Origin of the sequence: Emticicia agri (assembly GCF_004168285.1) — a bacterium.
GTDB lineage: Bacteria > Bacteroidota > Bacteroidia > Cytophagales > Spirosomataceae > Emticicia > Emticicia agri.
Map to the genome: position 1 here is coordinate 121800 of NZ_SEWF01000013.1, position 13680 is coordinate 135479.

Genomic DNA, 13680 nt, shown 5'->3' on the forward strand with positions numbered 1-13680 from the left:
CCCTTTTCGGTCAGAATAATAAAATTTAAACAGACTCTTAACCTCTCTTTACTATGTCATTCAAAAATATTTGTTTTTTCGGCTTATCTGTGCTTCTACTGATGTCTTATAATAGCTATTCACAAGGAAACGATTATTACCTGATAGTGGGTACATACACCAACAAAGGAAGCGATGGTATGTATGTTTATAAATTTAATACCCAGACAGGAGATTTTTCGGCTATGATAGATAAAACCAGTGGCCTTAAAAACCCTACGTTTTTAGATGTGGCTCCCAACCACAAATTTATATATGCCGTAGGTGAAACACAAGACGGTACCGTAAATGCCTATGGTTTTGATAATAAAACAGGAAAACTTACCAAACTGAATACCCAGTCAGCCGAAGGAGGTAGCCCATGCCATATCTCTATTGACAAAACAGGCCAATGGGCATTGGTTGGAAACTATATGGGAGGAAACCTGACTGTATTACCTATTCAGAAAGACGGGACTTTGGGCAAACCTACACAAACAATTAACCACGAAGGAAAAGGAGTAAATACAAGCCGCCAGGAAAAGCCACATGTACATTCGGTAAATATAGCACCTAACAATGTAGATGTATTTGTGCCGGACCTGGGTATAGATAAAATTGTAAGCTATAAACTGAATGCAAAAACAGGAAACTTGACTGTTGGAAACCCTGCCGCCACAAAAACCGCTAATGGGGCAGGTCCTCGCCATTTTACAATTCACCCGAATGGTAAATGGGCTTATGTTATTCAGGAATTAAATTACACGGTAACCGCTTATGATTATGCCAATGGCGCATTAAAGGAAATACAAACCATTTCTACCTTACCCTCTGACTACAAAGGCAATAATTCGTGTGCGGATATTCATATTTCGGCAGATGGTAAGTTTTTGTATGGCTCAAATCGTTTTTATGACCATCTGGTAGTTTATAGCATAGACCAGAAAACGGGTAAATTGACGTACATCAAGAACGAACCCGTTTTAGGCAAAACCCCTCGCAATTTTATGATTGACCCAAGCGGTCAATGGGTATTAGTCGCCAATCAGGATAGTGACAATATCGTTGTCTTTAAAAGAGATGCCGAAAAAGGAACTTTAACCCCGACAGGTAAAGAACTCAAAGTGTCAATGCCTGTTTGTTTGAAGATGATAAAGGTGGATAAATAAAATGAGAGAGGGCTGACAACAGCCCTCTCTCATTTTATAAATATATCCTCACATTCCCACCAACCTGCCAGTTTCGGGTAGGAGCAGGGTTGAAGAAACGATTACCTACCGGATTTAAATCATTGCCGAGGCTGTATAATTGGTTTAGCAAATTATCGCCACCTACGTAAATATTGAGAGCCAGAGGTTTGAATGTTTGCTGATAACCTATTCTGGCGTTTAATAACCAATAACTATTGGCATAAACAGTGTTGGCATCATTTACAGGCAGGCGGTCGGTAAAATTAATGGTTGAGTTCAGGTAAAAACCGGGTTTGGTAGTCATGTCTAATCCTGATACCCAAATATTGCGAGGTACACCTGTCAGGCTTTTGCCCGATAAGTCTGTTTGTAGTTGCGTATAGTTTTTAAACTGGTAATCGGCCAAGGTATAGCTGGTAAAAAGCCGTACTTCATGAATGGCATGTGCTTCTGTGTTCCTCACCAACCAGCTATTTAATGAAATTTCCAGCCCATTCTGTAAAGTACCTCCGGCATTGGTAAAGATTTCGCTTCCTGCCTCGTCCACACGTCTCACAATAGTATTCTGTAAACGGAAGGCATAAGCGGTAGCATCAAAAGATAACCGACGGTTAAACAGGTATCCTCTTGTACCTATTTCATAATTGATACCTCTTTCAGAAGCCAGTGAAGGTAAAAAGCTGGTACTTTGATAACCTGCTATAAACTCATTTACCAAAGGCGGTGAGAAACCACTACTTATACTGGCAAAAATGGAAACTTTATCTTTAATTTTCTTCAATAAAGCTATGCGTGGTAAAAAAGCAGAAGGCAGAAATTTATCGATAGGCTTAATATTTGGCGCATCTGAAATCCTTAAAAAATCATACTTTACCCGGTTGTAACTTGCGCCAATGGTAAGGATAAAATCTTGCGGCAGGTCTGTTTCTAACTGGGTGAACAGAAAATAACTCCACGACCCAACATTATCGTTGGTTTGTAAAGTATCTATTTTACCACCTCTGTTACCAAAATTTCTGATTACCCAGTCTGATTTCTGAAACTCTCCTCCAAATGTCAGGCGAGAAGGTAAATTACCTGTGCGAAAAGCATAAGTACTGCGTGTACGTCCGCCAAAAGTCTGTTCATTACGAATTTCGTAATTGGTAATAAAAGGATTCTGTAATTCCGAAAACATGCCATAGATAGCCGTTACATTTGTCCAGCGTTCATTAAAACGATATTCCTGCGAAAGTCCTAAATTGAATAACTTCTGATAAATTCCTGCTTTTTGTGCAATTGGTCCGGGAATAACAGGTGTAGACGGTCGAGCCGAACGAGGATTTGCATCCATTTGTGCCTGAGTAAGTCCTCCGGGCGTCTGATATTTCATATCAGAGTATAAAGCAGACACATTTAGTGTCTTATGAGACGAAACAAAGAAATTTGAACGCCAGCTTAATACATCTCTTACTAAAGCACTATTCTCTCGATACCCATCAGACTGGACATGTGCATAGCTCACAACCGAATTAATTTTTTCAGTAGCCAGATTCCAAGAAATGGCACGGTTGTGCAAACCATAGCTTCCCCAACCTAAGGATGTATTGATATAACTTCTGGATTTTTCTTTAGCATTTTGAGAGGCATCGGCTTTATTACTACCAAGAAGTAATACACCACCAGTTCCTGCGCCATAAATGCTCCCCGCAGGCCCTTTGATTACCTCTATATTGCCCACAGTATTCATATCAATAGCATTCAGAAAGGTGTTGCCATTTCCATCAGTCAACGGAATATCGTTCCAGTAAATCTTTACATTACGAACACCAAAAGGCGAACGAATAGAACTACCTCTGATAGAAAGTCGATAACTTCCGGGAGAACGTTCTTCCATACGTACACCGGGCAAAGTATTAAAAACGGGTACTAAGGTAGTATTCTGGAATCGTTCAATGTCTTTAATAGTCAATACCCCAACCGATGCGGCTGTTTCGGTGAGTTTTCGGCCACTTTCAAAGCCTCTTACAATTACCTCACTTAGCTGTTTGGTAATGGTATCTGTCTCTGTTTCTTGTGCGAAAGAAGAAAGTGAAAGAGTAATAAGGAATAGAGAAATAGTAAAACTTTTAAATTTCATTAGATGTTAGAGTTAGAAGCTATGGCATTATTGATTGTAAAACTATTGAGATGCTATTGGCTGGTAATAGAATAAGCACCCACATCACGCAAGGCTACAAGATTTAAACGCAAACTATCTGCCTGATGTTTCAACTTTTCTACCAGATAGCTTTTATTGGACTCATCTATTATAATCAAATCGGTTTGGAAGCCAGCAAAAGAAGGTGCCAGATTCCTGATAGCATTATTTGATAATAAAACATAATCTGCTTTGCCTTGTAAGGCACCTTTAAACGGCTTTTGTAACCATACAATTTTCTTTCCCTCAAAATCTAAAAATGTCATGCCTTGTTTGTTGGTATAGGCTTCAATATTCAACAGATTCTGATTAGAAACACCCTGCTTGTCATAATAGTTTTTCAGATGAAAATTATATAGTTTTTTATTCCCAATCACATTTGAATCACCTAAAAATGCTACTGACTTTCCATCAAATACACTGATGCCTATTTGCTTGGGAATAAAATGAAACGTCAGTTGTTTTTGCCGACTTTGCTGATAATCTTCATAAATATTAAACAAAGCCAAACTAACAAGCAATACTACTGAAACCCGCAAATACTTTAATTCGGAATGACGAAAAAATGCAATAATTAAAAAGATAACAGCATACCAGGCCAGTAATTCAGGTACAGAAATGGAAAATCCTTTCAGCGTTGATAACGGCAACTTTTCGATAATAAAGGTAGTCTCGTTTAACAGATAGCATGACCATTTTAAAAGGCATGCAAAGAAAGTAGAGACAACAGGAAGCCACGAAAAAACAAGAAGTAATAAGCCCGCAGGCAAAATAAAAAAAGAAAAGAAAGCCACAAAAGGATTGGCAATCAGAAAATAGGTTGGAAACTGATGGAAATAATAAATACTCAATGGCGCAGTAAACAACTGTGCAGCAAAACAAACGACTGTGCCCTCCCATAGAACCCTGATAATTGGATTCGTAGGATTAATCAGTTGATTGAGATAAGGATGCAAATAAACAATGCCAATAATGGCCAGATACGACAACTGAAAACCCACATCAACCAGCCAGTAAGGATTGTAAAAAAGTAATACCAAAGCCGAAACTGCTAAAATATTATAGATATTATGCTGTCGGTTAATAGTAGTACCAATCTGTATAAAAGAAAACATCACCGTTGCTCGTAGCACAGTTGAAGATAAGCCTGTAAAAACTGCATAAGCCCATAAAAGAATCAATACAATAATCGTAAAAATCCAGTTGCCATAGCTGATTCTTGTCTTTATCCATTTTAAAACAACAGATAATACTAAAAACAAAATCCCCACGTGCATTCCTGAAACCGATAAAACGTGAATAGCACCGGAAGCTGAATAAGCATTCAGCAAATCATCATCAATATCATTGCGTGTGCCTACTACCATCGCATTGGTAAGCGCGTATTCATTGATAGTTTCTAAATGAGCCTTGAAAACACTATCCGCATAAAGATTGGATTGGTAAGCAATATTGAGTACTTGTGAGGGTACTTGATGACCTACCTGTAGGTATTCGTTCTGCCACAGAAAATGATGGGCATAGATACCCTTATTATGTAAAAATTGACGATAATCAAATTCCTCAGGGTTCTTTGGTGAGTCAACCTCTGAAGGCATATTTTTTATCAGAAAAATATCACCGTATTGTGGTCTTTTCGCTTCTGTTTTATTAAAATAAAGCAGAATTTTTCCAGTAGCCTTTTGCCATTTTTCTGAAGTCCTGACCTGTTGCATTTCCGCTTCAACCTTATAGGTTTTTGGCTTTACCTCAGTATTTGAGGTAATAATAGCCTGATAATAGGTAAAAGCCCCTTGATTTGTAAAATGCCCAGGATTATTGATAGCAGTTTTATAATAAGTGAGTACCCACCCTGACAAAGACAGCAATAAACAGGCAGATAGACCTCTTAGTAAAGCGTTGCCCAAAAAAATACTTAGCAATAGCGTGATGAGTAACGCTATTGCTAAGTAATAAAAAACTGTATGGAAATAGTGAGTCTGCAAATACGCCAGTATTCCTGCTATCAAACACAGAAGATATCTAACTACAGGAAAGGCGTTGAATTTCATTTGGTTACTAATAATTTATCATATAACCAGTTCATGACCATTTCATTTTCTTCCGGGAATGTCCAGTGGCCGGTTTCCTGATAAAGTTTCAAGGTCTTGTTTGAATTAATTACATTATATACCGCCCACATAGAGGTTGGCGGACAAGTTTCATCATTGAAGCCCATCGAATAGAAACAAGGTACTTTTACGTGCTTCGCAAAATTCACTACATCATAATAAGAAGCAGTTTTGATTTTAGCCTCTGTATTGTTATGCGGATTATTTTTATCGAAAATATGTGGCCAGCCACCTGCACGTCCTTTCAGATAACCCACCATATCAGCCAAAGCAGGATAAATAGGAGCTGTCCATTTTACTCGTGGATCAAGTCCTGCAGTAACGATTGATAAAGCTCCGCCCTGACTTCCGCCTGTAACTGCTAAGTTTTTCCCGTCAAATTGTGGCAGACTTACCAGAAAATCATTGGCTCTCAAACAGCCTAAATATACCCGTTTAAAATAATATAAGTCTTTATTATCGAGATTATAAGTCCAGTAAGCATTTAACGGCCCTGCACCTAAATTGGTATAGATGTAGGGTTCCATCGTAACCGGAATCCCGTGAATGCCTATTTCAAGCGTAATGATTCCTTTCTCTGCTGTTCTGATGTCTCCGCCATAAGGTCTTACACCTGCACCGGGTACTCTTAACAACGCCGGATATTTTCCTTCTTTTTTAGGTACACACAAGATACCATATAAACGTACCGTACCATATTCACGGTAGTTCTGCAGGCTTATATGATAGACATTTACAGTTTCTGTACAACGTTCGGGCAGCAAGGTCATCTGGGCATCCATCGGTACTTTAGCTAAGTCTGCTTTGGCTTTATCCCAGAACTGCACAAAGTCGGTTGGTAGCTCTACCGCAGGCTGAATTTTCTCAGGCTCAAAGGCAGCCGTTGCCAGATTTCTGTATTCTTTGCCGTCTATTTTGGCTATTACTGTGCATCGTAAAAATCCGGCAGTATTCATGGTTCCGCCGTCTAATTTTATAATACCATCTTTTAAAACTGTACTGTCTTTTTTGGTCTCAAACTTCTCAGGCCCAATCTGATAAACGATTTTGGCATTTTTAACCGGATTTCCGTATTTCAATACCATTACTGAAAACTTTACAGGTTCTCCGATTTTGTACGTCCAGTCGTCATGTTCGGGGGCAACAATTACTTTAATCAGCCGTTCGGCAGGCTGGGCAAATGTCAGAGTAGCTATAAGGCTAAGACCCAGAATAAGTAAATTTTTTTTCATGTTGAATAGGGGTTGAATACAGGTTATTTTAATTTTTAAGAAGAATAGGTCTGACAACCGAAGTCCATTGTGCATAACCTTTGGGGGTCATGTGTAAACTATCTTTAATAAAATACTCTCCGTTTACAGTGCCATTGGGTCTATACATTACTGGTACAATATTCATATAGGTGAAGTTCTTATGTTTATCTATATAGGCTTTAATCAAAGCATCGGCTTTGGTTGTCAAGTGCCATTTGTCTTTTCTCGAAATAGAAGGCTTCATCGAAATATAGTACACCTTTGTTTTTGGTAACTTATTCTGAATCAGTGTAGCCAATTCAGCAAAAGAGTCAAATACCTGTTCAGGTGTTTTGTCTTTGCCCGAAAAAAGGTCGTTTTCACAATAAAGTACAATCTTTTCGGGCTTGTAAGGCACCAGCATACGTTCGGCATAATAGGTCATTTCAGGGAAAGTAGAACCACCAAATCCATGATTAATGACAGGCATTGGCGCAAAATCTTCTTTCAGACTTTTCCATAGCCTGATACTTGAACTGCCATAGAATATGGTCTGACCTTGCAATTTGTCTAATCCAATAGCGGCATCGGCTTTTTCGTAGGCCTCAATTTCTTTTTCAAAACGATTGACCTCGTAGTTGAGTGTGAATTTCTCGGCAGTTGGTGTATGGGTTAGCGTTTTATGACAGCCAATAATCAGGGCAATCAATGTAATGAGTAATAGTAAGGGTTTTTTGTTCATAGTTTAATAGATATTTTTACGAATTACTTGAAAAATGAAAGAACAATCAATAAAAAAACAAAAAATTAGGCAAAATGCCCGATAGCATAGACATCCGAATCTTTATTGAAAGCGAATTGTTATTTATATCAGTTTATTAATCATAGGGTTTAAAGAATGGTATATATTTGCGCCACATTTATTAAGCACAGAAAAACAGAATTATGGAAGAAATAGCAATCCCTCAGCGAAAAGCCCGCAAATTTATAGGAGAAGAGTTTTTATTGACTTCATGGGCAGAAGTACAACCCTTATACGAAAATCTGGTGAATCGTCCTATCAATAATGTTCAGGAACTTCGCCAGTGGTTTATTGACCGTAGCGAATTAGAGTCGTATTTGTCAGAAAATATGGCATGGCGTTATATAAAAATGACCTGCGATACTGCCAGCGAAGAAAAACAAAAAAACTATCATTTTTTTGTAGAGCAGATTCTCCCCAACGCATCAGCCTACGACGATCAACTGAATAAAAAGGCTTTGGAAAGTCCTTATTTAAGCCAGTTACAGGATAAAGGCTTTGATATTTCGGTTCGTGGCATGAAAAAAGCAGTAGAGATATTCCGTGAAGAAAATATTCCGTTGGCCACACAGGTACAAACCAAGCAAACCGAATATCAGGTTATTACAGGTGGAATGACTGTAAACATGAACGGAGAAGAAATGACTTTGCAAAAAGCAGGAGATTTTCTACTTTCACCAGATAGAGCAGTCAGAGAAGAAGCATGGACAAAAATTTCAGAACGCCGTTATCAGGAGCATGAAAAGCTGGATAACCTGTTTAATGAGCTAAGAGACATTCGCCACCAGATGGGTATCAATGCCGGATTTGCCAATTATCGGGATTACATGTTTGCTGCGATGGGTCGTTTTGATTATACGCCTCAGGATTGTTTCAATTTCCACGAGGCTGTGGCGGAAACCGTGGTGCCATTGGTAAATAAAATGGCTCAGGAAAGAAAAGAGAAACTGAAAGTAGATGAACTGCGCCCGTGGGATTTAAAAGTGGATATTGATGGAAAACCCGCCTTAAAGCCTTTTGACAATGGAGAAGACCTTTTAGATAAAACGGTTCAATGCTTTACAAGTATTGATGCCCGATTGGCGAATTATATTCGTATCATGCGTACAATGGGGCATTTTGATGTGGAATCTCGTATAGGTAAAGCCCCGGGTGGCTATAACTACCCATTAGAGGAAATAGGAGTGCCCTTTATTTTTATGAATGCTACCTCAAATCTGCGAGATGTAGTAACAATGGTGCATGAGGGTGGACACGCCATCCATTCTTTTGAAACAAGAGATTTGCCTATCAACGCTTTCCGAAATACACCATCAGAAGTAGCAGAATTAGCCTCTATGTCGATGGAGTTGATTTCGATGGAACACTGGAATGCTTACTTTGCTAATGAAGAAGACCTGAAACGTGCCAAAGTAGAGCATTTAGAAGATATTTTAGAGGTACTACCTTGGATTGCCACCATTGATAAATTTCAACACTGGATTTATGAGAACCCGACTCATAGTGTCGAAGAACGTCAGGAGGCGTGGCTGAAAATTTATGAGTTATTCACCGACTCAGTAACCAGTTGGAAAGGTTTTGAGCGTTTCAAAAAATATGTATGGCAACGCCAGTTACACGTTTTTGAGTTGCCTTTTTATTATATCGAATATGGTATGGCACAGTTAGGGGCTATCAGTGTTTGGAGAAACTATAAGCAAGATACTCAGGAAGGACTGGCAGGATACCTGAACGCGTTGAAATTAGGCTACACTGCTCCAATCGGCAAAATCTACGAAGCCGCCAACATCAAATTTGACTTTTCAAAAGAATACATTGCCGAATTGATGGCATTTGTGGAGGGGGAGTTGGAGAAGTTGAAGTAGGGAGTATTTTTGCTGTTGAATTTGCCAACGCACGGTCGAATTCACGGTTTAGCAGTAGTCTAACCTTGGTAAATTAACCTAAAATTATTTCAAATCCCATGTAAAGCAGCCTTAAAACGCTAATTTATATGGGATTTTTCATGTATATAGATAATCTATACCCCTACTACATTTAGTAGTTTTTTTTGAATATCCCTCTCTCTACTTTTGAATGTTCAAATAGTAGCTGCTATCTGACCCCCTAACCCAACCCGGTAATTAATACTGCATCTTAGAAAACAATATCATTTCTAAATTTTTAATCATATAATGCTATGAAAAAATTTCTTTTACTTTTGTTCTTACTGGTAACAGTTTCACAATTACAGGCTACCATTCGTCGGGTAAATAATAACCCCGGAGTAACACTGGTTGCGAACCTCGTTTTTGCCAATTTTACTAATGCAATTAATGCCGCTGCGGCAGGAGATACTATTTATATAGAACCTTCAGCTATTAATTATGGCGGTTTATTTATAAACAAACGAGTGGTTGTGATAGGCCCAGGTTATCTGCTTAGCAAAAACCCCAATACACCATTTGATAAGCGTTCTGCCACGGTCAGTAATATTAGCTTCAGCACTAATTCCGGTAGTTCAAAAGTGTATGGATTAGAGGTGAAAGGGGTTAATGGCAACTTTGATAACATTAGCTTCTCTAATTCCGGATCAGAAATAAATATTGAGTATTGTATATTTAATGAAATTGTTGGTAGTAGTACTTTTTTAAATAATGCTGTGATAGCCAATTGTTTTATCGTTGGTAACATCAATCAATCTAATATATCAATGACTAATTCATTGATAAGCAATAATATTATTTTTGGTTCTGTTCAAACATCAGGTAATGATAATATCATCAGAAACAATATTATTTTTGGAGGGGCTGACTATACCTCAATTTATTATAACAATATTATTTATCAGAATGGTACGCCGGCATTAACTTTTTCCTCAAATATTAATGTTTATAACAATGTATGTGTAGGTTGTACAGGAACTCCTGCAAACAATAACTTTTTTACAACCGCCACTAATACTATTTTTGTAGTTGCAGAACCTCGTACTTTTGATAATTTAGAAGATGATAATTTTGTGCTTCACGCCAGTTCTCCTGCAAAAGCCAGAGGAGTCGGAGGGATAGACTGTGGCGTTTTTGCCGGCACAAGGCCTTATATTTTGTCAGGCATTCCTCCTTTTCCGATGATTACTGCCTTTACCCAAGGAGCACCTTCCGGTGGAAATATTCCGATTACTATCAGTATCAAACGTAACTAAACCAGTATTAAAATGAATCATAAAATTAGCCTTTGGGGGCTAATGGTGGGCATTTTAATCACAATCCATTCTTTTGGTCAGAATATCAACAAAATTGAGTTTTTTGTTGACACTGACCCGGGCATAGGGTTAGCGACAAATGTTCCGATTAACCCCATTTTACAGAAGCAGATTAACAACCTGACTTTCAATGTACCTGTTGGCAGTTTACTACCCGGCTTGCATAAGTTATTTATAAGGGCTCGGGGTGATGATGGTAAATGGAGCATGGTATTTGAAAAAACAATTCTTGGGGCAACTAACCCACTGACACCCCAGATAGTAAGAGCAGAGTATTTCATCAATACCGATCCCGGTTTTGGTTCCGGAGTAAATATTACTATTCCCTCCGGCCAGACGACCTTATCGAATATTAATTTCACGATTCCTTCGGGGAGTTTGCCAGCAGGAACGAATTATTTGTATGTCAGAACCAAAGATGAAAATGGCAAATGGAGCGAACCTTTGATGCGGCAATTAAATAATGTGGTAACTCCTCCTGCTTCTGCAATAGTAAAAGCGGAATATTTCATCAATACCGACCCGGGCATTGGATTAGGGACGAATATAGTTATCCCCTCCGGTCAGACGACCTTATCGAATATCAATTTCACGATACCATCGGGGAGTCTGCCAGCAGGAACGAATTATCTGTACATCAGAACTAAAGATGAAAATGGCAAATGGAGCGAGCCGCTGATGCGACAATTGAATAATGTGGTAACTCCTCCTGTGGCATCCATAGTAAAAGCAGAGTATTTCATCAATACCGACCCTGGAATTGGCTTAGGGACGAATATAGTTATTCCATCAGGCCAGACGAACCTATCGAATATTAATTTCACGATTCCTTCAGGGAGTTTACCAGCGGGAACGAATTATCTGTATATCAGAACCAAAGATGAAAGTGGTAAATGGAGTGAACCTTTGATGCGGCAATTGAATAATGTGATAACCCCTCCTGCGGCTGCAATAGTGAAAGCAGAATATTTCATCAATACCGACCCGGGAATTGGCTTGGGGACAAATATAGTTATTCCCTCTGGTCAGATGACCTTATCGAATATCAATTTCACGATACCATCGGGAAATTTGCCAGTGGGAACGAATTATCTGTATATCAGAACCAAAGATGAAAGTGGTAAATGGAGCGAACCGCTCATGCGACAATTGAACAATGTGGTGATTCCTCCTGCGGCATCAATCGTGAAAGCAGAGTATTTCATCAATACCGACCCTGGAATTGGCTTGGGGACAAATATAGTAATCCCCTCTGGTCAGACAACCTTATCGAATATCAATTTCACGATACCATCGGGAAGTCTGCCATCCGGAACGAATTATCTGTACATCAGAACCAAAGATGAAAATGGCAAATGGAGTGAACCGCTGATGCGACAATTGAACAATGTGGTAACTCCTCCTGTAGCATCCATAGTAAAAGCAGAGTATTTCATCAATACTGACCCGGGAATTGGCTTGGGGACAAATATAGTAATCCCTTCCGGTCAGACGACTTTATCGAATATCAATTTCACGATTCCTTCGGGAAGTTTGCCAGCCGGAACAAATTATCTGTATGTCAGAACCAAAGATGAAAATGGCAAATGGAGCGAACCACTAATGCGGCAATTGAATAATGTGGTGAATCCTCCTGTAACATCAATTGTAAAAGCAGAGTATTTCATCAATACCGACCCTGGAATTGGCTTGGGGACGAATATAGTTATACCCTCTGGTCAGACTACTTTATCGAATATCAATTTCACGATTCCTTCAGGAGTTTTGCCAACTGGAACGAATTACCTGTATGTCAGAGCCAAAGATGAAAATGGTAAATGGAGCGAGCCGCTGATGCGACAATTGAATAATGTGGTAACTCCTCCTGTGGCATCAATAGTAAAAGCCGAGTATTTCATCAATACCGACCCGGGAATTGGCTTAGGGACGAATATAGTTATTCCATCGGGTCAGACGACCTTATCGAATATCAATTTCACAATTCCCTCGGGGAGTTTGCCATCGGGAACGAATTATCTGTACATCAGAACCAAAGATGAAAATGGCAAATGGAGTGAACCGCTGATGCGACAATTGAACAATGTGGTAACTCCTCCTGTAGCATCCATAGTAAAAGCAGAGTATTTCATCAATACTGACCCGGGAATTGGCTTGGGGACAAATATAGTAATCCCTTCCGGTCAGACGACTTTATCGAATATCAATTTCACGATTCCTTCGGGAAGTTTGCCAGCCGGAACAAATTATCTGTATGTCAGAACCAAAGATGAAAATGGCAAATGGAGCGAACCACTAATGCGGCAATTGAATAATGTGGTGAATCCTCCTGTAACATCAATTGTAAAAGCAGAGTATTTCATCAATACCGACCCTGGAATTGGCTTGGGGACGAATATAGTTATACCCTCTGGTCAGACTACTTTATCGAATATCAATTTCACGATTCCTTCAGGAGTTTTGCCAACTGGAACGAATTACCTGTATGTCAGAGCCAAAGATGAAAATGGTAAATGGAGCGAGCCGCTGATGCGACAATTGAATAATGTGGTAACTCCTCCTGTGGCATCAATAGTAAAAGCCGAGTATTTCATCAATACCGACCCGGGAATTGGCTTAGGGACGAATATAGTTATTCCATCGGGTCAGACGACCTTATCGAATATCAATTTCACAATTCCCTCGGGGAGTTTGCCATCGGGAACGAATTATCTGTACATCAGAACCAAAGATGAAAATGGCAAATGGAGTGAACCGCTGATGCGACAATTGAACAATGTGGTAACTCCTCCTGTAGCATCCATAGTAAAAGCAGAGTATTTCATCAATACTGACCCGGGAATTGGCTTGGGGACAAATATAGTAATCCCTTCCGGTCAGACGACTTTATCGAATATCAATTTCACGATT

8 protein-coding genes are annotated in these 13680 nt (G+C 39.2%); 4 read left to right on the forward strand and 4 right to left on the reverse strand.

Annotated elements, in window-relative coordinates:
* Positions 1-53 precede the first annotated feature (53 nt).
* Positions 54-1187, forward strand: coding sequence for a lactonase family protein (locus tag EWM59_RS11175; protein ID WP_130021059.1), 1134 nt, complete (start codon positions 54-56; stop codon positions 1185-1187).
* A 34-nt stretch (positions 1188-1221) separates the two neighbouring features.
* Here the strand turns inward: EWM59_RS11175 and EWM59_RS11180 are convergent, their stop codons facing one another.
* The 4 genes from EWM59_RS11180 to EWM59_RS11195 are packed head-to-tail and all read right to left on the reverse strand — an operon-like array spanning position 1222 to position 7472.
* Complete coding sequence (locus tag EWM59_RS11180; protein WP_130021060.1) at positions 1222-3327, reverse strand: TonB-dependent receptor; 2106 nt, start codon at positions 3325-3327, stop codon at positions 1222-1224.
* A 53-nt stretch (positions 3328-3380) separates the two neighbouring features.
* The gene (locus EWM59_RS11185) at positions 3381-5438 is read right to left on the reverse strand and encodes a ComEC/Rec2 family competence protein (protein ID WP_130021061.1); all 2058 of its coding nucleotides are present in this window, start codon (positions 5436-5438) and stop codon (positions 3381-3383) included.
* Complete coding sequence (locus tag EWM59_RS11190; RefSeq protein ID WP_130021062.1) at positions 5435-6730, reverse strand: acetylxylan esterase; 1296 nt, start codon at positions 6728-6730, stop codon at positions 5435-5437. Before EWM59_RS11190 ends, EWM59_RS11185 begins: the two co-directional genes overlap by 4 nt.
* A 28-nt stretch (positions 6731-6758) precedes the next feature.
* Positions 6759-7472 (reverse strand): SGNH/GDSL hydrolase family protein, encoded by a 714-nt coding sequence (locus EWM59_RS11195; protein WP_130021063.1) that lies wholly within the window; start codon positions 7470-7472, stop codon positions 6759-6761.
* A 203-nt stretch (positions 7473-7675) separates the two neighbouring features.
* On the opposite strand from EWM59_RS11195, the gene EWM59_RS11200 reads away from it, so the two are divergent.
* The 3 genes from EWM59_RS11200 to EWM59_RS11210 all read left to right on the forward strand — a co-directional run.
* Entirely contained in the window at positions 7676-9397 is a 1722-nt protein-coding gene (locus EWM59_RS11200; protein WP_130021064.1) for a M3 family oligoendopeptidase, read from the forward strand.
* A 314-nt stretch (positions 9398-9711) separates the two neighbouring features.
* Entirely contained in the window at positions 9712-10713 is a 1002-nt protein-coding gene (locus EWM59_RS11205) for a hypothetical protein (RefSeq protein WP_130021065.1), read from the forward strand.
* Positions 10714-10725: 12 nt separating this feature from the next.
* Positions 10726-13680: hypothetical protein (locus tag EWM59_RS11210; protein WP_130021066.1), on the forward strand; the 2955-nt coding region annotated here is incomplete at its 3' end.

Bases quoted from the DNA above. Each gene is read 5' to 3' on its own strand.
- EWM59_RS11190 (WP_130021062.1), bottom strand. From the start codon at position 6,730: ATGAAAAAAAATTTACTTATTCTGGGTCTTAGCCTTATAGCTACTCTG.
- EWM59_RS11185 (WP_130021061.1), bottom strand. From the start codon at position 5,438: ATGAAATTCAACGCCTTTCCTGTAGTTAGATATCTTCTGTGTTTGATA.
- EWM59_RS11175 (WP_130021059.1), top strand. From the start codon at position 54: ATGTCATTCAAAAATATTTGTTTTTTCGGCTTATCTGTGCTTCTACTG.
- EWM59_RS11200 (WP_130021064.1), top strand. From the start codon at position 7,676: ATGGAAGAAATAGCAATCCCTCAGCGAAAAGCCCGCAAATTTATAGGA.
- EWM59_RS11195 (WP_130021063.1), bottom strand. From the start codon at position 7,472: ATGAACAAAAAACCCTTACTATTACTCATTACATTGATTGCCCTGATT.
- EWM59_RS11205 (WP_130021065.1), top strand. From the start codon at position 9,712: ATGAAAAAATTTCTTTTACTTTTGTTCTTACTGGTAACAGTTTCACAA.
- EWM59_RS11180 (WP_130021060.1), bottom strand. From the start codon at position 3,327: ATGAAATTTAAAAGTTTTACTATTTCTCTATTCCTTATTACTCTTTCA.